General features: G+C 41.3%; 20 protein-coding genes. 4 read left to right on the forward strand and 16 right to left on the reverse strand.

What is annotated here, in order from left to right:
* Positions 1 to 132: 132 nt before the first annotated feature.
* The 8 genes from VUI23_RS03175 to VUI23_RS03210 form a co-directional block, all read right to left on the reverse strand.
* Complete coding sequence (locus VUI23_RS03175; RefSeq protein WP_342806786.1) at positions 133 to 1,464, reverse strand: FAD-binding oxidoreductase; 1,332 nt, start codon at positions 1,462 to 1,464, stop codon at positions 133 to 135.
* 128 nt (positions 1,465 to 1,592) lie between these two features.
* Positions 1,593 to 2,162, reverse strand: coding sequence for a GNAT family N-acetyltransferase (locus VUI23_RS03180; RefSeq protein ID WP_216049705.1), 570 nt, complete (start codon positions 2,160 to 2,162; stop codon positions 1,593 to 1,595).
* On the reverse strand, positions 2,155 to 2,595 hold the full coding sequence (locus VUI23_RS03185) for a hypothetical protein (RefSeq protein WP_216049706.1): 441 nt from the start codon (positions 2,593 to 2,595) through the stop codon (positions 2,155 to 2,157). Before VUI23_RS03185 ends, VUI23_RS03180 begins: the two co-directional genes overlap by 8 nt.
* A 174-nt stretch (positions 2,596 to 2,769) precedes the next feature.
* Positions 2,770 to 4,161 (reverse strand): adenosylhomocysteinase, encoded by a 1,392-nt coding sequence (gene ahcY, locus VUI23_RS03190; RefSeq protein ID WP_342806788.1) that lies wholly within the window; start codon positions 4,159 to 4,161, stop codon positions 2,770 to 2,772.
* Positions 4,162 to 4,312: 151 nt separating this feature from the next.
* Entirely contained in the window at positions 4,313 to 5,272 is a 960-nt protein-coding gene (locus tag VUI23_RS03195; RefSeq protein ID WP_342806790.1) for a cobalamin biosynthesis protein, read from the reverse strand.
* Between the two features lie 6 nt (positions 5,273 to 5,278).
* On the reverse strand, positions 5,279 to 5,986 hold the full coding sequence (locus VUI23_RS03200; protein WP_216049709.1) for a 5'-methylthioadenosine/adenosylhomocysteine nucleosidase: 708 nt from the start codon (positions 5,984 to 5,986) through the stop codon (positions 5,279 to 5,281).
* Positions 5,987 to 6,157: 171 nt separating this feature from the next.
* Entirely contained in the window at positions 6,158 to 6,751 is a 594-nt protein-coding gene (locus tag VUI23_RS03205) for a DUF2726 domain-containing protein (RefSeq protein WP_216049710.1), read from the reverse strand.
* 186 nt (positions 6,752 to 6,937) lie between these two features.
* The gene (locus VUI23_RS03210) at positions 6,938 to 7,324 is read right to left on the reverse strand and encodes a hypothetical protein (protein ID WP_342806792.1); all 387 of its coding nucleotides are present in this window, start codon (positions 7,322 to 7,324) and stop codon (positions 6,938 to 6,940) included.
* 106 nt (positions 7,325 to 7,430) lie between these two features.
* On the opposite strand from VUI23_RS03210, the gene VUI23_RS03215 reads away from it, so the two are divergent.
* From VUI23_RS03215 to VUI23_RS03225, 3 genes are all read left to right on the forward strand, one after another.
* Positions 7,431 to 7,967, forward strand: coding sequence for a DUF2937 family protein (locus VUI23_RS03215; protein ID WP_342806794.1), 537 nt, complete (start codon positions 7,431 to 7,433; stop codon positions 7,965 to 7,967).
* A 47-nt stretch (positions 7,968 to 8,014) separates the two neighbouring features.
* A complete protein-coding gene (locus tag VUI23_RS03220; RefSeq protein WP_216049746.1) occupies positions 8,015 to 8,650 on the forward strand; it encodes a DsbA family oxidoreductase in 636 nt (211 codons plus the stop codon).
* 136 nt (positions 8,651 to 8,786) lie between these two features.
* Positions 8,787 to 12,428 (forward strand): VCBS repeat-containing protein, encoded by a 3,642-nt coding sequence (locus VUI23_RS03225; RefSeq protein WP_342806796.1) that lies wholly within the window; start codon positions 8,787 to 8,789, stop codon positions 12,426 to 12,428.
* 79 nt (positions 12,429 to 12,507) lie between these two features.
* Here VUI23_RS03225 and VUI23_RS03230 read toward each other — a convergent pair whose 3' ends face one another.
* Together VUI23_RS03230 and gltB are read right to left on the reverse strand one after the other, a co-directional pair.
* On the reverse strand, positions 12,508 to 13,923 hold the full coding sequence (locus VUI23_RS03230) for an FAD-dependent oxidoreductase (RefSeq protein ID WP_216049714.1): 1,416 nt from the start codon (positions 13,921 to 13,923) through the stop codon (positions 12,508 to 12,510).
* A gap of 15 nt (positions 13,924 to 13,938) precedes the next feature.
* On the reverse strand, positions 13,939 to 18,405 hold the full coding sequence (gene gltB / locus VUI23_RS03235; RefSeq protein WP_342806797.1) for a glutamate synthase large subunit: 4,467 nt from the start codon (positions 18,403 to 18,405) through the stop codon (positions 13,939 to 13,941).
* Between the two features lie 775 nt (positions 18,406 to 19,180).
* On the opposite strand from gltB, the gene arcB reads away from it, so the two are divergent.
* Positions 19,181 to 21,526, forward strand: a complete 2,346-nt coding sequence (gene arcB, locus VUI23_RS03240; RefSeq protein WP_216049716.1) for an aerobic respiration two-component sensor histidine kinase ArcB — start codon at positions 19,181 to 19,183, stop codon at positions 21,524 to 21,526.
* Positions 21,527 to 21,659: 133 nt separating this feature from the next.
* Here arcB and VUI23_RS03245 read toward each other — a convergent pair whose 3' ends face one another.
* The 6 genes from VUI23_RS03245 to hpf all read right to left on the reverse strand — a co-directional run bounded on the left by VUI23_RS03245 (position 21,660) and on the right by hpf (position 25,851).
* Positions 21,660 to 22,478, reverse strand: a complete 819-nt coding sequence (locus VUI23_RS03245; RefSeq protein ID WP_342806798.1) for a DMT family transporter — start codon at positions 22,476 to 22,478, stop codon at positions 21,660 to 21,662.
* A gap of 59 nt (positions 22,479 to 22,537) precedes the next feature.
* Positions 22,538 to 23,896: a magnesium transporter gene (mgtE, locus tag VUI23_RS03250; RefSeq protein ID WP_303501237.1), complete on the reverse strand. Its 1,359-nt coding sequence runs from the start codon at positions 23,894 to 23,896 to the stop codon at positions 22,538 to 22,540.
* An 88-nt stretch (positions 23,897 to 23,984) separates the two neighbouring features.
* Positions 23,985 to 24,260 (reverse strand): HPr family phosphocarrier protein, encoded by a 276-nt coding sequence (locus tag VUI23_RS03255; RefSeq protein ID WP_216049718.1) that lies wholly within the window; start codon positions 24,258 to 24,260, stop codon positions 23,985 to 23,987.
* Positions 24,257 to 25,102 (reverse strand): RNase adapter RapZ, encoded by an 846-nt coding sequence (rapZ, locus tag VUI23_RS03260; RefSeq protein WP_216049719.1) that lies wholly within the window; start codon positions 25,100 to 25,102, stop codon positions 24,257 to 24,259. The genes VUI23_RS03255 and rapZ overlap by 4 nt, the downstream gene beginning before the upstream one ends.
* The gene (gene ptsN / locus VUI23_RS03265) at positions 25,099 to 25,545 is read right to left on the reverse strand and encodes a PTS IIA-like nitrogen regulatory protein PtsN (RefSeq protein ID WP_216049720.1); all 447 of its coding nucleotides are present in this window, start codon (positions 25,543 to 25,545) and stop codon (positions 25,099 to 25,101) included. Before ptsN ends, rapZ begins: the two co-directional genes overlap by 4 nt.
* A gap of 18 nt (positions 25,546 to 25,563) precedes the next feature.
* Positions 25,564 to 25,851, reverse strand: a complete 288-nt coding sequence (gene hpf, locus VUI23_RS03270) for a ribosome hibernation promoting factor (protein WP_216049721.1) — start codon at positions 25,849 to 25,851, stop codon at positions 25,564 to 25,566.
* Positions 25,852 to 25,874: the final 23 nt, after the last annotated feature.

Here is a 25,874-nt window from a genome sequence, read left to right on the forward strand (position 1 = left end):
TAGGTTTCGAATAATGCGCATACAGCAATGTTTGCGCATTATTTTTTTAGAGACAACAGCATATTTGAAAGGCGAGGGTTGCCTTGCAATAAATTGGCGATGTGACAAGGCGAACGCCTTATCACTAGGGGGTTAATCTCGTAGTGAAGCTAACGCGTAATAAGCGCTAAGCCCAACACGCCGAAATTGAGAAAATGGAAACTTGGGTAATTGCGACTGCCAAAATGGTAAGTTTGGTAAGCTTTCAGGCTCACAGATGTTTTGCGCAAGACGTTTGCCTGCCAGCGTCGAAAAAGCCAATCCCGAACCGCAGTATCCCATCGAGTAATGGATGCTCTTATCCTCACTATGATTAATTCTTGGGTAATTGTCGCAACTCGCACTGACCCAACCACTCCAAAAATGATCGATATCTATTTTATCTAACACTGGGAAAGTATTTTTAAGGCCTTGGGCGAGCCGCTTTTTATTGATTGGGTTGTTGGCTTTTTTGCCATTTATCGCGCCTCTACCGCCGAATAAGATTCGATTATCCGGTAGCAATCGATAATAGTATTTCATACGGCGTGTATCCATTGCCATTAAACCTGCCTTGAGCTGGATGGTCGCCAATTCGGAAATTTTAAGAGGCCGTGTCACAATGATGCTAGAGAGCACTGGGAAGTGACGGTTTGCGATTAACGGATGCATCTTTGAGCCCGTATAACCATTAGTGGCAATAATAACTTTTTCCGCGGTTACTCGGCCGTTTTGAGTATATAGGCAATGATGATTGGTTTTTTGCTGCCAATTAATCACCGGTGAATTAGAAAAAACCTTAACTCCAGCTTCTGTTGCCATTTGATAATAGCCGAGCACCAATTTCATTGGATTGACTGCAAAACTCTTATCAAAATAGATACCACCGAACATATTGGCACTTTTTAAAAACGCGTTATTTACTTCCTGACTGCAAACGAACTTGACTGATTCACCGTAGCGCTCACTTAATTTTTCAGCTTGCTTTCTTAACCCTTCTACTTTTGCGCGTTTATGGGCAAGTTTAAGGTAACCGCCAGGAGTTTTATCACAATCAATATTACCTTGCTCGATAAAGTCGTTAACAGTGTCAATCGACTCCATATATTCTTGGAAAACACTTTGAGCTGTCTCTCTGCCCCATTTTTGTTCCATATCAAGCAGTGATAATCGGCCAGTTCCTGGCAGCACGAAACCGGCATTACGCCCGCTGCAACCCCAACCAGGATCGTTGGCTTCAATTACGACCACAGACTTGCCATACTTTTTAGCTAGATGGTAAGCAGAGGAAAGGCCTGTATATCCGGCGCCTATGATGGCGATATCAGCTTGTATATCATTAACTAATGACGTTGTTTCTGGAAATTTTTCGATACTTTTAGCCCAATATGAATCGGGATATTGTTGATGAGATTTTGGATATGGCTCAACGATAGGATCATACATATTCTATTAAGTGCCTATTGTATATGTCGTTTATAAAGATTGAGTTTCATTTTAATTAGGGAGCTCGTGCATTCTAAGACCGATAAATTTAATTGCCTTTATGCGTTAGAAACTTCAAGGGATAAATATTAGAACTTCAAAAGCATTTCAGCGGCGACGCATTCACAGAGGTCTTTGCAAACCGGACAAACATAGTCGTCTTCAATACTGGAAGATTGCCATTTCCCTGGATGCTGCTTTACCAACTTTCCTCCGCATTTGGAAAAATACCGAAATGCGCTATTCCCAGGGCTTGCTAGCCAGATATGTGCCAGACCAGCCAATGCACCTTGTTGTTGTGCTTTTTTAATCGACAATGAAAGTAATTTAGAGCCGATACCTGCTCCGCGGTACTTGTCGTTAACGGTATTACACTTAAAATAACAAACTTGCTCTACAGGCACTCCCCATCGCTCTGGCGTACACCATTTATCTGGAATCCAGTTGTTGGCCGCTATTGTCAGTCTAAAACCGATTAATTCGTCTCCAATTAGTGACACAAAGCTCGCATTTATATTATTTGCGAAAGACTGCTTGTATAAAGTTTCTATCGCGTTTTGATTAAGATAATTAGCTCCATGAACATGATTGGCCAAATTTAGAACGCGCTCGAAATGTGAAGGGTCTAAAGGACAAAATTGAATTTGTTGATTATGCATTAGGTTCAATGGAGGACTCTATTTGTTGTAAAACTGAGTGAACAAAACTGACGCATTGTTGGTAATTTTCATAAACCCTTTCATCTAATGATGCTGGATTTTTCGCCGCGCTGCGAATGCGACGAAGCTGCTCGGTAGATAATGCTGTGCCTACGCAGTAGGCGTCAACCACGCAGCCTGCTTGTTCAGTCTTTTGATGAGTTATATGAACGACGCTCGTTGCATCGTCGGTATATGCTTGACAAGCCGAGAAATCACCGACATATCCAAAGTATTTATCTGGGATAGTTTGTAATATTTTAGTCAAATCTCGATCGTACTGAGTGGCCAATTGGAATCCTATTGGTCCGGTAACTACACCCGTAAGAATTTTGTCACTATAAGACAATGTGTAACTGGCAAACCTATCTCTTCCTGAGTATTCAGTCATCATTTCACTTCTGGTTCTAAGTTCAGATTATACTAGGTTAATAATAGCACTTAGCGCGAATTTTCAAACAGAGTATCTATGCAATTAGACTAAAGTAGGTTAATAACCGACCATTATTTGGTGTCGCAAATGACAGTCAGTTATCTAGGAACCGATAAAAATCGTATTTAATAAGGTTTAATAGCGATAGGCATCGGTTTTGAAAGGACCATGCAGAGGTACATTGATATAATCTGCTTGTTGCCGGGTTAATTTGGTGATCACGCCACCGAAACCTTCCACCATATAACGAGCAACTTCTTCATCAAGATGTTTTGGCAGCACTTCTACTCGCAGCAATTCGGCCTTTTTCACATCATCAAGATTGGCATAACCTTGCTCGAACAACAGGATTTGGGCTAAAACTTGGTTCGCAAAAGAGCCGTCCATAATACGTGATGGATGCCCAGTCGCATTACCTAAATTGACTAATCTGCCTTCGGATAGTAATAACAAATGATCTTGTTCATCATCACTTCTAAAGACTTTATGAACCTGAGGTTTAATTTCGTCCCAGCGCCAATTTTTACGCATAAAAGCGGTATCGATTTCATTGTCAAAATGACCAATATTACATACCACAGCGCCGGATTTTAAAGATTTAAGAATATTTGAATCACATACGTTGACGTTGCCAGTGGTAGTTACCACTAAATCTACATTACTCAATAAGGCTGTGTTGATGTCTTCGATCTTGCCACTATTGTTGCCATCAATATAGGGTGAGACTAACTCAAAACCGTCCATGCAGGCTTGCATTGCACAAATCGGGTCAATTTCCGCAACGCGCACTATCATACCCTCTTGACGGAGTGACTGGGCAGAGCCTTTTCCAACGTCACCATAGCCGATTACCAGTGCTTTTTTACCGGCCATCAAATGGTCGATTGCACGTTTTATGGCATCATTGAGACTATGACGACAGCCGTATTTATTATCATTTTTGGATTTGGTTACTGAATCATTTACGTTTATAGCAGGCACTTTGAGCGTGCCAGCTTCTAACATTTCTAATAGACGGTGCACACCTGTAGTGGTTTCTTCAGTGATGCCGTGCACATTGTTTAGCACCTGAGGGTATTTGTCATGCAGCATTTGTGTGAGATCGCCGCCGTCATCTAAAACCATATTAGCATCCCATGGCTGACCATCTTTTAATATGGTTTGCTCAAGACACCATTCGTATTCTTCTTCGGTTTCACCTTTCCAAGCATAAACTGGCACTCCAGCAGCTACAATTGCTGCGGCAGCTTGATCTTGAGTAGAAAATATATTGCATGAAGACCAACGGACATTCGCGCCTAAATCTACTAAGGTTTCGATTAATACACCGGTTTGAATCGTCATGTGAATACAACCTAGAATATTGGCTCCTTTCAACGGTTGTGAAGCACGATACTTTTCACGAATCTTCATCAGTGCAGGCATTTCACTTTCTGCAATAGTGAGTTCTTTACGTCCCCAATCAGCTAGATTGTTGTCGGCGACTTTATAATCGCCGGTGACCATGACATGATTTTCTTGATTCATATAAACTTCCGATTTTACAAAGGTGAAAGATATATCGTTTCTAGAATACGATAACTACAGTGTATGCTTTTTTGTTAACTGTTCAATTAAACTACAACTTATTAATTTGTGCTAGTTAACATTATAGAAAAGGAAGTATAGAAAAGATCACTTAAAATAATTTATAAGTGACTGCCAAGACTAACGCTATTAATGTTAAAAATATAAATAACGTCTGATACATGGATTGCCAACTTCGTTGCAAATCGGCATAGCGAACTTCTCGGCTGGCGCCTACGCGTTGTGAACGTATTTTGATATTTTGATAAATTGCAGGGCCCCCTAGTTGAACCCCCAAACCACCACCAATGATGGCTTTAATATAACTATTAAAAAATTGTTTTTGCGACACACCCTTAAACCCTTTGTAAGCGCCTACAAAGCCAGTGCCAATCGAAAAAACCAAAGCAAAAATAACTTGTGGTACAAACAACAATAATTGGGTTAACAAAGCGATGGGCAAACCAAACTGGCGGTTTTTAACAAGTTTCATGTTCCAAATTTGGTTTAACTCATACAACATGCGAATGACCAACGCTGCTAATCCTCCTGCCAATAAATACCAAAAGATAATAGCGAATTGTTGGTAGATGAATCGTTGATTTAGGGATTCAATTGCCGCTTTAGCAATACCCATTGGTGTTAGTGTGTTGGTTTCTCGAAGCACAAGCCCATTTAAATGGTGCCTTGCGAGATTTTTCTTTTCCGATTTCAACGCTTTTTGCACGCCTTTAAAATGGCGTCGTACAGGTTGAAATTGAATCGCCACAATTAACATTAGGGTATCGAAAAATAATGGGTATTCGGCAAGAAATAACGGGATAGAAATGATCACTAATATCGGAGCTAACAGCACTATGATCGCCAGACTCCCAGAAATACGTTGCTGGGCAGCACTTCTTGGGGCATTGGGGTTCACTCTTGCGGCCAGGTTTAGTGCCATTAGCCGCAATAGTGTCAAAGGATGAGCTTTTTCGGGCCAGGGTATGAGCCACTCCAGTATCAATGCGGTTATTATTACCAATAAAGGTAAAAAACCGGATTGCTGTAGGGCTTCATAAATAGCCATCATAATGGGTTATATCTGCTGTTGAGCCATTTCTGCAATCATACTCATTACCAGTTCTGCAGAATTCTTAGCTGCTTGGTCAATATATGATTTAAACGAAACGGAGGACGTCTGTCCTGCGATGTCTGATAGCGAGCGTATCACTACAAAAGGCGTATCTAGCATATAGCACGTCTGGCCTATCGCAGCTCCTTCCATTTCAACTGCACGCATGTCAGGAAATAAACCTCGAAGTCGCGTCGCTGCGTCATCACAACCAATGAAGGAGTCACCGGTACAAATTAACCCGCGCTTACTTTTAACATGCACCACGTCTTTAGCCGCATGTTCTGCTGCTTCGATTAAACGTTGGTCACAGGGGAAGATGGCTGGCATACCGTATACTTGCCCACGTTCATAACCAAAGTGAGTGAGATCTACATCGTGATGCTGAACACTAGTACCTATTACCAGATCACCAATACTAAGATCTGTGTCAAAACCGCCTGCAGAACCGGTATTTACCACAAAATCAGGAGCGAACCTATCAATTAATATTGTCGTGGCTACGGATGCAGCGACTTTACCAATTCCGCATTTTACGACTACTACATCGACGCCGTGTAACTTACCAGCATAAAAATTAAGGTGAGCGTATTCAGATACTTCTACGTTTTCAAGCGTCTCTTTTAGTAACGCTACTTCTTGATCCATAGCGCCTAAGATTGCTATTTTCATGATATTTTTAGTTGGATGAATTTGCGCGGATTTTAATATTTACGGGCTCAAATTGCGAGGTTTGCGGCAACATTATGTGAAAAGATGATGATTTTTTGCTTAGAAAAAAGCCCTTTGTCGATTTTTCAAACAAAGGGCGTTTAAATTAACTGTTCAGCGCGTTGATATTCACTAGGCCGCCACTGGACGAGTGGAACGCATTGGTCTTTTCGGTTTATCTGCACGGGGATTATCTGGATTGTTAGTTCCAGGCATTACAGGCTTTGGTGTTTTCCGTTGCAGTGGGGCAAGTTTTGCATCGATACATTCTTTTATTTCTGCCTTGCTGTAACCTGCTTTTACTTTAATGCGTAAGTGAGGAATTCGGGCGGCATCCAAAGCACTAGTGACATACCAATCTCGCTGGGTTTTGTAGCCATCTTTGCCACCGTCACGCACTAAGTCAATTGCCATGACGGGACTCATGTCGGATTTGTTACAAAGTACAAAATCTAATTGACGACTGGATGCTTTGAGCAGTGCGTTTTTGGCTGCTCGTTTGTCAGTATTTTGACGCAACGAAACAATTTCAGACAACCTTGTTCTGCACAGCACCCGATATCGCTGACCCATGGCACTTTCAATTAAATCTAAAAAACTGAGTTCAGTTTGCGTGAGTAAAGATGTTTTTCGTTTAAACGGAAATGATAAACCACCGTCACTCAATTTAAGCGCAGCTATTGCTACAATGATCAACATCATCATTAAAATAATGGCTAGTTCCATAAGACCTTTCCTCAAAAAAGAGACAAAAATTTGACGCTTTCGTCGAATTATCATCAAACCTGTAGATTTCAATTGGAAATAGCAAAGACAGTGCCACAAGGTAGCGTGCGGGTGTATAAATTATCTAGAAAACCAATATGTTGACGTGCAAGTGGACGAATTGTGGTTGTGGATAAGTGCCGGGTACTAGGATTTCACTAGCACATCGACTTGTGTTCCGGCTCCATCTTTGGAAAGGATTATGATTTTTTTGGCGCTATCATACTGCATTAGAATGCGGCCTTTGAGTGTTTTAATTTGTTCAGCTTTTCCCAATTTTTGAATATAAAAGTTTTGTGCACTTTGTTGATCCGTTGCGGCATGATAGGTCAGACTAGCGGGGAGTTCAGGTGCGAACACTTGACACATTTTTGGGTTTGGAAATAAGGGCAATGAGTAAAATTCTTGCGGACAAGATTGTGATGTCATTTCTGCCGTTGCATTGTCCTGAGCTTGACTCTCTATTGAAAATAACGCCAGAGCAGAGAAAACTGCAATCATTGGGAGCCTTTTTAAGGTTAAACTAAACTTCACTGCTTTTTACCTGTCATATACAAACATCTTGTCACACTATAGAAGTTGGCGGGGGTGGGAGCAAGACGATTGACTTTTTTTAACGTATACAATTGAGTAAGTCAGTATGATCAGATGGTTAGTACGACAATTTGCAGATTACCTACGGCTCTTTCTGTTCGCTAGTGGTGTGCTGCTCGGTGTTCAAGCTCCCGGTTTTATGCAGCAATATCAACAGCGCGTTGAAGCCCATTTACTCGAAGCTAAACAAAACCTTGCGGGCTTTCAATTCACTGCTGATAGGTATTTTAGTGGCAATATAAAAAAACTCATCGCCTATTATAATGAAAGTAACGATCCTGTATTTAAGCAGGATGCTATTAGTATCAGCTCTATTTACCAGCGCGTTGAACTGTTAGAGGCCGAGTATACCGCTATGTCTCAACATCCCCTTAAACAGGCATGGCATCTAGTGCAAGATGCAGACGAACAACTCAGGTTAGAAGCTTTCCAAAGCTTTAATTTTACAGTACCGCTAAGCCCATTAGCGATTATTTGGGGATTAGGCTTTGCGGTGATTTTGTTGTTAAGCATTGACACGACGGCCTTCACCTGCCGCAAATGTGCAGCCAAACTTCGTGGTCACCATCATAGTCATTCCTAAATCTCACCCAGCAATTTATTTTATTAAGGATCAAAAATTTGAAAAATATGCAGATAGACATAGTCTCAGACGTATCATGCCCTTGGTGCATTATAGGTTATAAAGCACTTTCCCAAGCGATTGAAAATCTAGCAACAGAGATAACCGTTAATATTGATTGGCAGCCATTTGAACTTAATCCGCAAATGCCGCCAGAAGGTCAGGAAATTGGTGAGCATATCACCCAAAAATATGGCATCAGTATGGAGCAGGCAGAGCAAAATCGAGAAGCCATTAAACAACGAGGTCTCGATGTGGGTTATGAGTTCGGCAATCGGGGAGGGGGACGTATCTTCAATACCTTTGACGCTCATCGTTTACTCCATTGGGCGCAAGAGTACGGAAAACAAACAGAATTAAAACTAGCGCTGTTCGATCTGTACTTCAAACAATCAGGTAATCCAAGTGACCATCAACAATTGTTAGAGGTGGCTGAACAAGTTGGTTTAGATCGTGAAAAAGCATCGGCAATTTTAAATAGCGATAAGTTCGAACAAGATGTTAGAACGGCTCAAGCCCACTACCAGCAAGCCGGTATACATTCGGTGCCCGCCGTCATCGTTAATAATAAACACCTTATTAGTGGCGGCCAACCAGTGGATGTGTTTGAACAAGCACTGAGACAAATTGCTAAGGAAGAATAGGCTTAACTAATAATCACTAGTGTTAATATTATTATTGATTTACTATTTTGATGGATTTTAATCAGCGTAAATGTAAGGGAATGCGTGCTGCATCTTCACCGTTTAATGCTGTGTGAAGTGTTTTTAAGGAAAAATTATGCTGCTATCGTGTCGCTCGTCTTTTTTGTTGATTAGCTTTTTAGCTCTGTCCGCCTGTGGTGGTGGCGGAGGTGGAGATGGGGGCAATTCTTCCAACTCTGGAGGAGGAGGTGGACCCACTAATAATACGCCCACACCTACCCAAGTTATTGCTAATGCGACAGATTATTCAGCAACTGAATTAAAAAGTGCTGCTACCGAGTTAATGGGCTCTCGATATATCGGCCAAAAAAACGTTGCAAGTATCAACCTTGACGTTGCCCAACGGGCTTTTAAGTACTTATTTGATGATGATGCCACTGAAACTCCGTTCATTGCTGATGATAATTTCACGGATCAAATGGATGGCAACGGCAATATTGATATTACATTTGCCTGTGATTACCAAGGTACAGCTAAGTATAAAGGAAAATTGAATAGTGCTTATCAAGGGAACTTGGCCATTACCTATACTAATTGTAATGACGTTGATAATGGTTTTCCAATTACCGGTAGTATTGCTTTAAGTATTCAAACATTGACCGAAACAGAGGTCGATATAACCTATTACTTCGATAATTTAGGTTGGACTTTTGATGAGCAATCTATCAAGTTAACCGGGTATTCAGATTTTTACTCTTCGCAATATGATAATGACCAAAATTACAGCCTAGAAAATCATCAACATGTCCTGTTTATTATCGATGACCAGCAATTATTACTGGATGCTCAATTAGAAGTTGTCACTGTCGACTACCAAGATTCATTTGATTTAACCGGGGAACTATTCATAGGTGAAGAAGGTAAAATAGCATTTAGTTTGGAAGACGCTGTCGGCACCCCACCTTTTCTTAGTTCTGGCAGCGTATTGCTAGAAGCCGACAAGTTGGTTGCCTTCGACTTTGGTTCAGACCTGAGCAGCAATTTTATTCGTTATTTGGAAGATACTGATTCTGACGGTACTTACGATATTGGTACTTATTTTAGTAATGTCAGCGAATTGTTGTACGGGTCAGTCACTGCTAAAACATTAGTCTCAGTGGAGATGATGTCAATTCCTCCCACTGTAGATAGACCTTATCTGAATAATTACGACGAAATAACCACGACTACTGCAATTAACCTTTCTCCGGGATTTTACAATGATCCAGACAATAGCAGCGAGGATTTAACGCTTAGTTACCGTTGGTACATCAATAACATTCTCGTCAGTGAGCAAACCGCTGACACCTTCCCTCCATATCTAGCTGTTTATGGTGATATCGTTAAAGCTGCGATGGTTGTCTCGGACGGAGTCAATAGCATCGAAGGCGTGGGAATAGAAATTTACATTCAAGATGCTCCAGCTGAATTGCGCGTAAGTGACGTGCCGGAAAATATTCGAGCAGGTGATGTGGTGAAATTTAACGTTACCGCATATGACCCTGATCTAGGTGTTGATGAAGCTGCGGCTAACCTACTTGTTGGTCCTGAAGGTGCGGTTATTGATACCGCTGGACAGGTCACTTGGCATGTCCCTAGCGATTTCTCATTCTCACAACAATTTTATGATTTTACTTTCTCACTGCCGAATGATGACGAGACAACGCCCGAAGGGATAGTTGTGCCAATTGAAGTGTCGGCCGAGGTAGATATGCCGTTAGCTCGTTCAGGCATAACCGTCCCCACTAATAGTAAATCCATACAAATAGCCGACTTTGATGGCGACACCAAAAATGAAATTCTATCAACTGATAATCTTTATAGCCTTTTCTTGCTTGAATTTAATGAACAAAAATATCAACAAAAATGGGTATACCCCTATAAGTTGCCTACTGATGGACGAATTGTCCAGGTGCTTAAAGCAAATTTGGATGATGATGCCCAACAAGAAATTGTTGTTATTACTGAACAAGGGGTGAGCGTAATTAATGGGCTCGATCAGCAGGCTAGCATTTTGTTTGAAACAACTGACTACCTGCATTTTGCGTCGGTAATTGATATCGATGGTGACGGAACGCTAGAAATCGCATTTCTTAGTGCACAAAGTACTTATTCAGATACAGTTCAATTGCATGTGGTGTCGTTAAATAATCCTGATGTCACACTTTTCACTACTAATTTGGACTCTGCAAAACAAATTGAATTTGCCAACGTCGACGCTGACAGTAATTTGGAGTTAGTGACAAATAACGGCCGTGTTTATGATGCAATTACTTGGCAAAATCAGTGGCTAAACAGCACTAAATTCGGAGATAGTCATCTTACCACCGGTGATTTTGACGGCGATGGTATTGCTGAAATTGCTGGCGCGGATAACTGGGGGAATATAAGTCTGTATTCGGCGGTAGATAAAACTCAGTTGTATAGCTTTGACAACTTTAATACCTGCACTTTATTAAGTGAAGATTTAAACAATGATGGGATAGATGAGCTTGTTGTTGGTGATTGCCAATGGGGCAATATTACGGTTTACAATTTGATCGATAATGACCTCTCTAAATTGTGGGAAGTTGATTCCCAAGATCATGGCTCTAGCTCTCTTGTCAGTGGTGATTCTGACAACGATGGACAGCTAGAACTGCACTGGGGAACAGGTATTACCCACTCAGGACAGAACATCTTTGTAGTAGCGGATATTGATGGAGAGAGCCTTACCGTTAAAGACACTTCCGGTGCAGTGCAGTTGGATTACTTTAGCAGTGCTGGCTGGTCGAATATTGAAGATAATGATGAAAAAGCGGTGTTTTTCGTACCATCAACGTCGAATGGTTATGGTGGAGGACGTGTTTTGTCTTTGCATGAAAGCGGCGAGTTTTTGTTGAGTGACGAGATTTCTTCTAATTGGAGTAATAATCGTTATGCGGTTACTACTGACTTTAATAACGATGGTTTTGGTGACATATTTTTACCAAGCACCGAGTTATACGATGGCGCACTCTCTGTTATTCAACTTTCTGATTACAGCACTATCTGGCAGATAGCCGGTGATTACAATTCTGATATTGGTATCATTCGCGCTAAAGATCTAAATGACGATGGGTTTGACGATGCTGTGTACGTCGATGGGCAAGCTTTGAAAGCGGTAGATGTGCAAAATCAATCGATAATAGCGAATTATACATTTGATCATTCTATTCGGGACTTCGTTGCTACTAGCATTAATGATACAGGGGTAGTCCTAGTTTCATTTGGTGACAAGATGTCGTTTCTAACAACCAATGGTAGCTTCTTTTCAGAGCAGTCTTTCATTGACGAATCTTGTATGAGAATAGAATTGTTCAATTTTGATAGTGATGAAGAATTGGAACTGGCATGTTTGCAAGCAGAACAATATTCATCCTATTCTCAAACTTTAGTGGTGTATGAGTTAAACGATAATAGGTTTACAGAAGTTGCCCGTAATAAAGTCGATAGTGAAGTTTATGATCTTGCGATAGACCCAACCTCAGAGACAAACCAGGATATATTTGTCACAACATCTAAACGAATAAATAATAATATTTTTCCAGAGGAATATCTGTATCAGATTAAAAAGCTATCGTCACAAGGAAAAATTCGGTGGAGTAGTCCTGGGTTAATCGGACAACCTAGTTCACATGGTTTAAAGGTGCGCTTAGGCACAGATCAGAAACTAGAGTTTATGCTGTCCACTTCGCAAATGATGTATTGGATAAAATAAACGCTATTTCTAAAATCAATAAAAAAGGGCCTTTTGGCCCTTTTTTGTTTTGCTTCATTTAGATGTTAATTAAAACAAATTACACACCTAGATAATCCATGATGCCATCGGCTGCTTTACGGCCTTCATCAATGGCGGTAACCACCAAATCAGAACCACGTACCATATCACCACCAGAGAATATCTTTGGATTTGATGTTTGGAACGGGTAGCGACCTTTAGCGGGCGCACGAACACGGCCTTTTTCATCCAATATAATGCCATAATCGGCAAACCAATTGGCAGGACTAGGTTGGAAACCAAAGGCAATAATAACCGCATCGGCTTCTAATACGTGTTCAGAACCTTCAACCACAACAGGACGTCTACGCCCTTGTGCATCGGGTTCACCCATTTCTGTTTTCACCAGCTTCACACCACAGGCTTTGCCTGATTCGTCTACTGCGATATCCAAAGGTTGTAGATTAAACTGGAACTGCACGCCTTCTTCTTTGGCGTTAACCACTTCACGGCGAGAGCCTGGCATACTTTCTTCATCACGGCGATATGCACAAGTAACAGAGCTAGCGCCTTGACGAATAGATGTGCGTACGCAGTCCATGGTGGTGTCTCCACCCCCTAACACTACAACCTTCTTACCTTTCATGTCGATGAAGTCTGATGCTTGTTTTTCAATCCCCATCACTCGATTAATATTGGCAATTAGGAACGGAAGAGCTTCGTACACACCCGCAACACCTTCGTTCTCAAATCCACCTTTCATGGAGTTATAAGTTCCCATTCCTAGGAATACCGCGTCGTAGTCGTCCATTAACTGTTGAAATTCAATATCTTTGCCAATTTCAGTGTTTAAAATGAATTCAACACCCATATTGGTAAATATTTCACGACGTAATTTAATCACGTCTTTTTCCAGCTTGAATGAAGGAATTCCGAAGGTTAATAGTCCACCGATTTCTTCATATTTGTCATAAACAACCGGTGTTACACCGTTACGAACAAGTACGTCTGCACAGGCAAGTCCGGCGGGGCCGGCACCGACTATGGCAACTTTTTTGTCAGTTTTAATCACACCTGACATATCTGGTCGCCAACCCATTTTAAACGCAGTGTCGGTGATATATTTTTCAATACTTCCGATAGTTACCGCGCCAAAATCGTCGTTTAACGTACATGCACCCTCACAAAGTCTGTCTTGTGGACAAACTCGACCACAGACTTCCGGTAAACTGTTAGTCTGATGAGAAAGCTCTGCTGCTTCTAAAATTTTTCCTTCGTTGGCTAGTTTTAGCCATTGAGGGATATAGTTATGAACTGGACATTTCCATTCACAATAAGGGTTACCGCAGTCCAAGCATCTATCTGCTTGTCCTTCAGTTTGAGATTGAGAAAGTGGTTGATAGATTTCACCGAAGTCCTCTTTGCGCATAATAATGGGCTTCTTCGGAGGATCAATTCTTTCTACATCTACAAATTGGTATACATTTTTAGCCATTTTTTAACCCTACCTCTACTGAGCCTGAATACGTAATTCTGCTGTTGACCGACTTATGTGGCCTAGCAGATTTTTCACGTCGCTAGTCTTAGGTTTTACTAATCTAAATTTCTGCAATTGCTCGGCAAAATTAGTTAATAACATAAGCGCATGCTCGCTACCCGTTTCTTCGTAGTGTTGGTTAATCAAACCACGTAAATGCTCAGATAATATGCCCTTTTCTTCAATTGACATTATATCTACAAGTTCACCATTAACGCGGTGTTCGATGTCGTTGAATTCATCGTATAAATACGCAAAACCACCGGTCATACCTGCGCCAAAGTTCACGCCTACACTTCCTAGAACCGCTACTATGCCGCCGGTCATATATTCACAACCATTGTCACCCGCGCCTTCTATTACTGCTATGGCTCCCGAATTACGCACACCAAAACGCTCACCGGCTTTACCTGCTGCAAACAACTTGCCGCCTGTAGCGCCGTATAGACAGGTGTTGCCCATGATAGTGCTGACATGAGGGTCAAAAGTAATGTTGCGAGGTGGGAAAATAACCAATTTACCACCCGTCATGCCTTTACCCACATAATCGTTAGCATCGCCGCAAAGAGTCATTTCTAAGCCGCCTGCGTTCCACACACCGAAACTTTGGCCAGCGGTACCTGTGAGGTGCACTTTGATTGGGTCATCATGCATCCCCTGGTTTCCATGCTGTTTAGCAATCTCACCAGAGATAAGTGCGCCCACTGAACGATCTGTGTTGCGAATTGAAAACGACAAGTTCGCGCCAGACATCTTGCTAATCGCAGTTTGTGATGCGGCTAAAATTTGTTTGTTTAATAAACCTTCATCCAAGGGTGCATTAGCGTCCTCTGAACAAAACAGCTTAGTATGTGAGCCTTCTTTGGGTTTCACTAATAATGGACTCAAATCGAGTTTTCTCTGCCGTGCCGTAATACCATCAATCACTTTTAATAGCTCTGTGCGGCCAACTAAGTCTTCGAACTTAGCCACTCCCATAGAGGCCATGATTTCACGTACTTCTTGCGCAATAAACTTGAAGTAGTTCATCACCATTTCAGGCAAACCAATAAAGTAGTTATCCCGCAGTTTTTCATCTTGAGTTGCAACACCTGTTGCACAATTATTCAGATGACAAATACGTAAATATTTACAGCCTAAAGCAACCATAGGACCCGTTCCGAAACCGAAACTTTCGGCACCTAAAATACCCGCTTTAACCACATCTAATCCGGTTTTAAGACCGCCATCAGTTTGCACTCGAACTTTATGACGCAAACCATTTTCTACTAATGCTTGCTGAGTTTCTGCAAGACCAAGTTCAAATGGGCTACCTGCATATTTTACTGAGGTTAACGGACTCGCACCTGTACCGCCGTCGTAACCTGATACTGTAATTAAATCGGCATAAGCTTTAGCAACACCCGTTGCAATAGTTCCAACCCCTGGCTCGGAAACTAATTTCACAGAGATAAGCGCTTTAGGATTAACTTGTTTTAAGTCAAATATAAGCTGCGCTAAATCTTCAATTGAATAGATATCGTGGTGCGGAGGTGGTGATATTAGTGTTACACCTGGTACTGAGAATCTCAGCTCTGCAATGTAATTATTTACTTTATCACCAGGAAGCTGACCACCTTCACCGGGCTTAGCACCTTGTGCAACTTTGATTTGGATAACATTAGCGTTGACCAAATAATGTGGTGTTACACCAAAGCGACCTGAAGCCACTTGTTTGATTTTCGAATTTTTCTCGGTGTTAAAACGCGCCGGATCTTCGCCACCCTCACCAGAGTTGGACTGTCCGCCTAGACGGTTCATGGCGATAGCCAGTGCTTCATGTGCTTCAGGGCTAAGTGCACCAATCGACATCGCTGCCGTATCGAAACGCGGGAATAACTTATCCTCCGACTCCACTTCACTGATGTCAATAGGATCCGTATCTGGATTCAGTTCAAGTAAGTCACGAAAATGTGACGGTGAACGTCCATTTACTAACGTAGAATAAGCTTGGTAATCTTCATAACGGCCTGACTTAACCGCTACCTGCAAAGTGGTAACTACATCTGGGTTATAGGCATGGTATTCGCCACCGTGTACGTATTTTAATAGCCCACCGTGAGACATTGGCTTGCGCTTCAACCAAGCAATTCGATTCAAATTAATTTGATCTTGTTCAAAGTCTTCAAATCCAGTGCCCTGTATTCGGCTTGGGATTCCTTTGAAACATAGCTCAGTGACTTCTTTGTTAATACCGATAGCTTCAAATAATTTTGAGCTACGGTAACTAGCGATAGTACTGATACCCATTTTAGACATGATTTTATACAGACCTTTATTGATACCCTTACGGTAATTCAATGTGGCTTGCATTGCGGTCAGTTCAATTTCACCTTCTTCTACCATTTGTTCAATGGTTTCATAGGCTAAGAATGGGTAAACAGCCGTTGCGCCAAGACCAATCAACACTGCGAAATGGTGAGGGTCACGAGCTGAAGCGGTTTCTACTATTATGTTGGCATCACAACGAAGTGATTTTTCAATCAAACGGCGCTGCACTGCACCAACAGCCATAGCTGCTGGGATAGGCAATCTGTTTTGCTTAATATTACGGTCTGATAATATTACAAACGCAGCACGTTTCTGTTTAACTAGGTATTCGACTTCATTACAAATGCGCTCAATTGCCTTTTTGAGTCCTTCTTCAGGAAGGTAATTCAAATCGATAATCTCGGAATAATAATATTCAGAATCGTATTCGCGCAGCTGTTTCAGATCGGTATACATTAATACCGGTGAGTTAAATAATACTCGATTCGCATATCCCGATGTTTCACTAAAGACGTTCTGTTCACGACCGACACAGGTCGCCAACGACATTACGTGATTTTCCCGTAATGAATCAATTGGTGGATTAGTTACTTGAGCAAATTGCTGACGGAAGTAGTCATATACAGTGCGCTGTTTCGATGACATAACAGCCATAGGCGTATCGTCACCCATAGAGCCAACCGCTTCTTGTCCATCATTGGCAAGCACTTTAATGATTTGCTGATTTTCTTCGTAGCTGTAATTGAACAGCTTGTGATAGGTGCTCATCATGTCGTCATCAAAGGCACGTTTACCAATTTGGCTGGCGTCACACTCTTCAATCGGCTTGAGGTGTTTGATGTGTTGATCAATCCACTCTTTATAAGGATGGCGAGTTTTTAATTCTTCATCAATTTCGTTGGAGCGCCAAATCTTACCTGTGTATGTGTCAACAGCAAGCATTTCGCCCGGTCCAACACGACCTTTTTCAACCACATCTTCAGGCTTGTAATCCCAAATACCAATTTCTGAGGCAAGGGTAATAAAGCCGTCTTTGGTTAATACATAACGGGCAGGACGTAAACCATTTCTATCGAGGTTACAGGCCACATGGCGACCATTGGTCATAACGATACCAGCAGGGCCGTCCCATGGTTCCATGTGCATTGAGTTAAACTCATAGAACGCACGAAGATCGTCGTCCATGGTGCTGTTATTTTGATATGCTGGTGGAACAAGCAAACGCATGGCTCTAAACAAATCCATACCACCGGCTAAAAACAATTCCAGCATATTGTCTAACGAAGATGAGTCTGACCCTTCAGTGTTTACAAAAGGAGCTGCATCTTGGAGATCAGGCAATAGCGGTGTTACAAACTTTTTCGAACGAGCTTGTGCCCAGTCTCTATTACCACGAATGGTATTGATTTCACCGTTATGTGCTAAAAATCTGAAAGGTTGCGCTAACGGCCATTTAGGTAATGTATTCGTAGAAAAACGTTGATGGAATACACAAATGGCGGACTTTAAGCGTTCATCGGCAAGATCCAAATAAAAGTTTGGCAAATCTTTCGGCATTACCAAGCCTTTATATATAGTTACTAGTGCAGATAAACAGGCAATGTAAAAATCGCTGTCTTCGACTAATCTTTTTTCAACCCGTCTTCGAACCATGAATAAGCGGCGTTCTAAATCTCTTTTACGCCATCCTGGAGGAGCATTGACGAATACTTGCTCCATTTTTGGTACACCTTGGGCTGCAAGGTCACCTAAAACCGAATGGTCAACTGGCACTTCTCGCCAACCTACCACTGCTAAGGTTTCTTTGGACAATTCTTCTTCTATTGTTTGGCGAGCAATCTGTGCTTTTTCTGTATCTTGGTTTAGGAAGATCATTCCTACGCCATACTTTTTGCCTAATTTCCAACCATTTTCTGCTGCAATCAGATTGAAAAATTCATCTGGTTTTTGCAACAACAATCCACAACCATCTCCGGTTTTACCATCCGCAGCAATACCACCACGATGCTGCATGCGATCGAGGCCTTCAATTGCGGTAGTAACCAGTCTATGACTAGCTTCACCTTCAGTGTGGGCGATTAATCCAAAACCACAGTTGTCTTTTGAATCATTTGGGTTATACAAACTCATTAACGTAACTCCTTCAACCTTTGGCTGAGAAAGGTTGTACATGCCAACTAGAATGTTGGTATTTAGCTGCACTGAGCCTGACTTCTGTGGTCAGTTTTGCTCGTTGCTGGTTTATGTTGTTTTCTTGTCGTTTGTTTGAGGGTACCAGCCGGTTATCGAATTTTTATGAATTTTTAGCCAAGCGGCCTGACAAAATACCGACATTAAAGGGAGAAATCAATCCGCGCAACGAGCGAATCATTCAATTTTTCCATTGTTTAACAATTCATGATAATAAAATCAATCCAAATCAAATGCTTACAAAATTCATTTTGATCAAGTAAATCACTTCAAAAAGGCTGAAAATAGATGAGCATTTGTTAACAATACGTTTATTATTTGGTGGTTTTTGTAACAACCCACTTTATTGGTCCTTTCTAACCGCATAATTATTTAATTAAACTGCATAACTGTAAAGAACTAGCTAAGAATAATTTATATCATATTGTTTCGATTGGTAATTCAGTTGCAGTATAAATATTAAACACATTGATGTTTCTGGATAATTTAGAATTCACTCAATCATGGCTGTGTAAACCAATTCAAGGGCCTAGGAATGTCAAACTTACTCGTTTGCTTGGGTACAGATTAGTTTGCTTAAAACCCAGTTAATAAGTCTTTTGACATCTGCGCGGGTTACAAATTCAGTTTATTTAACATTAATTTAATTGAAACATTCACCTACGGTAGTGTTTCTTGATAGCATTGGTCTTCTACTCACACAGAGATTTTAGAAATGCATTCAAAAGCTCCAATTGAATCTTGGGCCATCGGCGTAGCGCGATTCGTTATCCGTTTCGGTACACTCAAAATAAGCATATTTTTTGTTTTACTAACATTGGCTTTCACCATTTGCGGTTCATATGTAATACGCATAATTATGAGTGGTGAAGTGGAAATAAAGGATTTCATTAGTGCGATCATCTTGACCATGTTAAGTGCGCCTTGGGTACTAATTGTTTTTACTGAGTTGGTAAAACAATTGGAGCAATCAAGAGATAGTTTGTCAGAAGCCGTGCAACAACTTGAATTAATGCGCGAAGAAGATGTGCTGCGAAATCATGAATTGCAGTTATCGGTACAAAAACTTAATTACGAAATTGAACAACGTAAAAATGCGCAATTGGAACGAGAGATTGTATTTCACGATTTAGAAAGAGAAATTAATAAAAAATCTGAGCAAGAAGACCAGGCTAAACGTCTGTCTACATTACTTCGTTCTATAATCGATGCCTCTCCCGATTTAATTTATTATCGTAATGAAGAAGGTCGATTTGCTGGCTGTAACCGGGTCGCAGAACAAATGACCGGAAAGACCGAAGAAGAGCTAATTGGTCTAACTCCCCATCAAGTGTATGACGAAGATCTTGCTCGTCAAGTAGTGGCTAGTGACCATGAAGTTTTAGAAACCAATGCCAGTATTACCGAAGAAGTGTGGTTAAGATTTGCAGATGGTCGTCGTCGTTATTATGAAATGCGTAAGGTTCCTTTTTACGATAAAGAAGGTAAGCGTCTGGGTTTACTTGCTTTCGGCCGCGATATTACGGAACGTAAACAAGCCGAAAACGTTGTTACTAAAGCGAACAAAGATAAAACGGCCTTCATTGCCACTATTAGCCATGAATTGCGTACTCCCTTAAATGGTATTGTCGGTCTTAGCCGAATGCTGCGTGACACAAACTTATCGGATGAGCAGTTTGCTTGGGTAAGTACTATTTATGCTAGCGGTATCACCTTAGGGAATATCTTCAATGATATAGTTGATCTAGACAAACTTGATCGCGATAGGTTAGAGCTATCCCTTAAAACGGTTTCATTGAAAGAGTTTACCAACGAATTAGGTAGCATCATTCAATTGCTAGCGGCTGATAAAGGTTTGCGTTTTGAAACGCAAATTATTGAGCCTCTGCCTTTCCAAGTGGAAGCAGACGGCACGCGCTTACGTCAGGTTTTGTGGAATTTACTATTTAACGCGGTTAAGTTTACGCAAAAAGGTAAGGTCAACTTAACGGTTGAAGCGACAGAAGAAAAACCGGGTATCAGTTCGGTCAAATTTACGATTAAAGATACTGGTGTTGGTATTCCAAAAACAGAATTAGATAAGATTTTCGCTATGTATTATCAGGTTAATCATCCTGATCATCAATCGGCAACGGGAACCGGTATTGGTTTGGCCATCTGTAAAGAAATGGTCAGTCTGATGAAAGGCCAAATTAAAGTGAATAGTGTAGTAGGGGAGGGTACCTGCTTTACAGTCGAGTTGCCCCTTACTATTAATAATAAACCTTTGCAGTTACAAGAGCTTTTGGTTCATGGCTTGCAGATTCTGTTGGTAGAAGATATCGAACTCAATGTTATGGTGGCTAAAGCTTTATTAGAGAAGCTAGGGCAAACTGTGGAAGTTGCTATGAACGGCCAAGACGCATTAAAAATGGCCCGTGAAAAGCAATACGATTTAATATTGTTAGATATTCAACTACCTGATATGACGGGATTTAATGTTGCATCAATATTACATGAAGAAGGTTTAGTGGAACAAACTCCAATAGTGGCATTGACCGCAAATGTGATTAAAACCCGTCAAGAATATTTAAATAACGGCATGGATGATGTTATTGCCAAACCGATTAAAAAGAGTCGGGTAATTGAAGTTTTTAACAACTTGTTTGTTGATCAAAAAGATATCCCGCAGTTCTCCGTAGAAGAAGCAAAACCCAGTGAATTAGAATCTATTCTAGATTTAGATTTGTTACAAATGCTGGTGGATACTATCGGTCATGAAATGGTCCGCACAAGTGTTGGAGTGTTCCAAGAAAACATGCCTGACTACATGGAAATACTCAATATAAACTTGAGTGCAAATGACAAAGAAGAAGTGTGTTCTCAAGCTCACAAAATTAAAGGTGCAGCCGGTTCTGTTGGCCTTGCTCGAGTGCAAAAAATTGCAAATCGTATTCAGCAAGGTGATCATCCAACCTGGTGGGAAAACGTGCATGATTGGGTAGAAGAGCTCGAAATGGCAGAAAAGCAGGACACTGCGAAGTTAAACGATTGGCTAAGCTCACAAAATATAGATGATTAACTTATTGGGTAAATCATCTATAGTCAATTGCGGCTGTTAACATACTAAGCTGCGCTTTGTTAGGCATAAAGCGCAGGATTATATTGCGAAAACATAAAAGATTAGATTAATTGAGCCTTGTTTGAATGACTAATTAGCTTGTTTGCTGTTGTTTGCCGTAAATCACCAGCGCTATACCACCGAGTATAGCGCCACTTGAAATTAACATTTTCATCGTGAGTAGCTCTTCTAATAACAACAATCCACCTAGGGCTGCTATTGCGGGTACGCTGAGTTGTAACACCGCAGCCACACTGGAGCGAATGTGTGGGAGCACTTTGTACCAGATGGCATAACCAACTCCTGATGTGATCATGCCTGATGCTAAGGCGTAAACCACGCCCATTGTTTGTAATTGATTTGATTCAATAAATAACACTGGAGTTAGCACTAAACTAATAACCGATGCTCTTATAAAGTTAGAGCTTGTGTCTATTAATGGCGTTGCAGAGCGACTACCAATAATTGAATAACATCCCCAAGCTATGCCTGCCAATGCCATTAGTGTAACGCCAAAAATCGAAGGAGAGTTTACTCCAGGCGAAACAAGATAAATAAAACCGGCAAATGCGACTAACACACCCAAGGATTCAACTAAGGTTAATCGCGCACCATAATACCAACTGATGACTAACATGGTTATTTGTACACAAGCGAATAAAATTAACGCCCCTACCCCCGTATCAAGCTCAATGTATGCGTAGGAAAACCCTGCAGCATATATAAAAAGCGCTAAGCTAGCCGGCCAACTGCCTTTGTTGTTAATTTGATTGACGTTTCCTTTTATCAGCAAAATTAAGATAAGCATAATTGCGCCAGATATTAAGCGGATTAAGGTAAAAGAAGTGGCATCTATACTTGAGTCTGCTAACGCCAAACGACATAGAATTGAATTCCCCGCAAAAGCAAGCAAGGCTATGCCAATGTATACGACGAGCTGTGCAATCGATTTAATCGTTTTATTTCCTAAAACTAAACAAGCAACAAAGTGGCTGTACCTAAAAAGGCAAAAATACCTACGACGTCAGTAATGGTGGTTAAAATTACACTTCCTGCTAGGGCAGGATCTATTTTCAACTTTTTCATTACCAATGGTAAGGTTGCTCCGGCTAAACCAGCGGCAACCATATTGATCATCATGGCAAAGGCAATGACTCCTCCTAACATCCAATCTTGTTTCCAAATGGCAATGACCGATGCAATTAACACCGCCCAAATCGCACCATTAAAAAATCCAATGGCTAATTCTTTGCTCACCAACCATCTTGAGTTATCAGCACTTACGTGGCCTAGCGCCATACCACGAATAACCAAGGTTAGTGTTTGATTGCCTGCTACTCCGCCCATACTTGGGACAATTGTATTGAGAATAGCTAACACTGCCATTTGGCTTAGTGTTGCTTCAAAAAGATCACTTACGGCTGCGGCAAGAAGTGCCGTTACTAGATTTACGGCCAACCATACTGAACGCCGCTGCGTACTTTGCAATACCGGGGCGAAGGTATCTTCTTCATCATCCAAACCGGCCATACTCATCATAGAGTGTTCGGCGTCTTCGCGAATAATATCCACTACATCATCTATGGTGATACGACCCAATAGTTGTCGGCTAGAATCGACTACCGGTGCTGACAGCCAGTTATAGCGTTCGAATAATTTTGCCACTTCTGTTTCTGGCATATCAACGGGGATGGCTTCAGCTTCCTCATCCATAATATCTTCAATACTGGAGTCTGGCAGAGCCGTTAGAAGCTTAGTGACTGGTACAGTTCCAATTAAGGTGTCATTTCGACTCACAACATAAAATGTGTCAGTGCTTTCTGGAATTTCACCTTTGAGTCGCAAGTAACGCAGAATCACATCAATGTTTACATCGCTGCGTAGGGTTATGGTGTCGGTATTCATAATGAACCCGGCGGTATCCTCACCATAAGAAAGGGCTTTTTCTGCGCGCTGACGGTCTTGCTCATCCATCGATTTCAGCACGTCTTTTGAGACCGATTGCGGTAAACTGCTTAACGTTTCCGCTAAGTTATCAATCTCCATGTCTTCTAGGGCATCAACAACTTTGTCTGGAAGCATTTGTCCGATGATGCCATTACGTACATCTTCGGACAGTTCTTCTAATACATCGCCATAAAAATCGGAGTCCAACATTTCCCACAGTTCAGTTCTTGATTTGCTTGGGGAAGACTCTAGAAGAAGGGCGATGTCGCAAGCTGGCATGTCGTGAATTGTTTTGCGGACATGCATAAAGCGACCACTGGCCAAGGCTTGATTGATAGCCTTCAGTTGTCGTTGGGCGTGTTTAACCTCTAATGCTTCTGCCATGAATATGCAGCTCAATGAAAAAACTACTAATACTAATAGTTTAGAGGACTAAGGGCAGCAGGTCAGCAATTATTTGCACATTGCTTAACTATTCGTTTTCGTGAAATTTCTCAACTATGAGTTTTTCAATCGCGGCAAGGGCGTGTTCAGCATCGACTCCTTCGCTAATGACGTTAACTTCTTTGCCTTGGGAGCTTTCTAACATCATCAAGCCCAATACACTATTTGCGGAAGCCGATTTCTCCCCTTGAACTAGGGTAACAACGGCATCAAATTGATTGGCTACTTTGACTAATTCAGTAGCCGCTCTTGCGTGTAATCCAAGTTTGTTAACGATGACTATTTGCTTTTCAAATCGATTCATCGATTTAACTCTCGGTGCCTTATTTGAACATCTGGGTGAGACGCTGAAAATGTTTTAGCGAGTGACTCAGCCACATAAACTGAGCGATGTTGGCCTCCAGTACAACCGATTGCTACTGTCACGTAACTACGATTGTTTCTTTCTAGATGAGGAAGCCAAGTTGAAATGAGATTTTGAATTTGCCAGATAAATTTCGTCACTATTGGCTGTGAGCCTAAAAATATCTCGACCGGAGAGTCTAATCCACTGAGGTGCTTTAAGTCTGGCTCCCAATGTGGGTTAGGTAAAAATCGCGCATCGAATACATAATCGGCGTCTTTAGGAATGCCGTATTTAAAACCGAAGGATTCAAATACCAAAACTAGCCTAGAGCTTTTCTTGCCTAGAATTCGCTCTCGAACCAATTCAGCTAATTGATGCACCGAAAGTTTGTCTGTATCTAGATATAAGTCGGCGCGTTCCGCAATAGGGGCTAACAGTTGACCCTCTGCCTGAATCGCATCCGAAAGAGATTTGTTTTGACGAGATAACGGATGCAGTCGACGAGTTTCGCTGAAGCGTTTTATCAGCATGTCATCACTGGCATCTAAATAGACTATGGTCATGTCCCAAGTGGCAGGCAAATAATCAAGAATTTCGACTAATTCACCAGGTACCTTGGGAAGGTTTCTAACATCGATACTCACGGCCACTTGGTCATATTCATCCATAACCGTATGGGTTAGAGTCGGTAATAGGTTAACTGGAATATTGTCGACGCAATAGTAACCTAAGTCTTCTAAAGACCTTAGTGCAATAGATTTTCCTGAACCAGAGCGGCCACTAATAATTATCAGTTTCATGCAACGATTGCCTCGTATAACTGAGCATTATCTTCTGCACGACGAATACGTTTCAGAATTTCCTTATCACTTAATTTTGTCGCGATGGTTGCTAAGGTTTGCAGGTGTCCGGCGGCTTTATCTTCAGGTACTAAAATTGCGAAAAATATGTCCACAGGACAATTATCCACAGCGTCAAAGTTGATAGAAGGATCACTGGTGATTAGCACTGCGACCACATCCTTTAAACCCGACAGTCTACCGTGTGGCAATGCAATACCATTCCCGATTCCTGTGCTGCCCATCTTTTCGCGGCTAACCAGACTATTTAAAATCGTTGTCTGATCAATGTCATCGATTTTTTCTGCCGCTATTAGGCTGATAGTTTCAAGAATTCGTTTTTTACTTGTCCCCTGGACTGCACAACTTGTGCAGTCAGGGGAAAGGATGTCTTTAATTTCCATTAATTAATCTAATATATGTTAATGACGCTTAATTTTTTCCTTGTGCTTGATTACCTGTCGATCAAGCTTATCTATCAATCCGTCAATTGCTGCGTACATATCGTTGTGCTCTGAGGTTGCAAATACTTCGCCTCCGCTAAGATGAACTGTCGCTTCAGCTTTTTGATTAAGCTTCTCGACATTAAGAATGACATGGACATTGTTGATATGATCAAAATGCCTTTCTAGCTTTGTAAATTTATTGTCTACATAATCTCGCAAAGAATCTGTAATTTCTACATGATGGCCAGTAAGGTTAATTTGCATATTAGCGTATTCCTTCTGTTGTT

The organism is Alteromonas sp. M12 (genome assembly GCF_037478005.1).
Lineage (GTDB): Bacteria > Pseudomonadota > Gammaproteobacteria > Enterobacterales > Alteromonadaceae > Aliiglaciecola > Aliiglaciecola lipolytica_A.

Coding starts and splice junctions, on each gene's coding strand:
- VUI23_RS03175 (WP_342806786.1), bottom strand. CDS start 1,464: ATGTATGATCCTATCGTTGAGCCATATCCAAAATCTCATCAACAATAT.
- VUI23_RS03180 (WP_216049705.1), bottom strand. CDS start 2,162: ATGCATAATCAACAAATTCAATTTTGTCCTTTAGACCCTTCACATTTC.
- VUI23_RS03185 (WP_216049706.1), bottom strand. CDS start 2,595: ATGATGACTGAATACTCAGGAAGAGATAGGTTTGCCAGTTACACATTG.
- ahcY (WP_342806788.1), bottom strand. CDS start 4,161: ATGAATCAAGAAAATCATGTCATGGTCACCGGCGATTATAAAGTCGCC.
- VUI23_RS03195 (WP_342806790.1), bottom strand. CDS start 5,272: ATGATGGCTATTTATGAAGCCCTACAGCAATCCGGTTTTTTACCTTTA.
- VUI23_RS03200 (WP_216049709.1), bottom strand. CDS start 5,986: ATGAAAATAGCAATCTTAGGCGCTATGGATCAAGAAGTAGCGTTACTA.
- VUI23_RS03205 (WP_216049710.1), bottom strand. CDS start 6,751: ATGGAACTAGCCATTATTTTAATGATGATGTTGATCATTGTAGCAATA.
- VUI23_RS03215 (WP_342806794.1), top strand. CDS start 7,431: ATGATCAGATGGTTAGTACGACAATTTGCAGATTACCTACGGCTCTTT.
- VUI23_RS03220 (WP_216049746.1), top strand. CDS start 8,015: ATGCAGATAGACATAGTCTCAGACGTATCATGCCCTTGGTGCATTATA.
- VUI23_RS03225 (WP_342806796.1), top strand. CDS start 8,787: ATGCTGCTATCGTGTCGCTCGTCTTTTTTGTTGATTAGCTTTTTAGCT.
- VUI23_RS03230 (WP_216049714.1), bottom strand. CDS start 13,923: ATGGCTAAAAATGTATACCAATTTGTAGATGTAGAAAGAATTGATCCT.
- gltB (WP_342806797.1), bottom strand. CDS start 18,405: ATGAGTTTGTATAACCCAAATGATTCAAAAGACAACTGTGGTTTTGGA.
- arcB (WP_216049716.1), top strand. CDS start 19,181: ATGCATTCAAAAGCTCCAATTGAATCTTGGGCCATCGGCGTAGCGCGA.
- mgtE (WP_303501237.1), bottom strand. CDS start 23,896: ATGGCAGAAGCATTAGAGGTTAAACACGCCCAACGACAACTGAAGGCT.
- VUI23_RS03255 (WP_216049718.1), bottom strand. CDS start 24,260: ATGAATCGATTTGAAAAGCAAATAGTCATCGTTAACAAACTTGGATTA.
- rapZ (WP_216049719.1), bottom strand. CDS start 25,102: ATGAAACTGATAATTATTAGTGGCCGCTCTGGTTCAGGAAAATCTATT.
- ptsN (WP_216049720.1), bottom strand. CDS start 25,545: ATGGAAATTAAAGACATCCTTTCCCCTGACTGCACAAGTTGTGCAGTC.
- hpf (WP_216049721.1), bottom strand. CDS start 25,851: ATGCAAATTAACCTTACTGGCCATCATGTAGAAATTACAGATTCTTTG.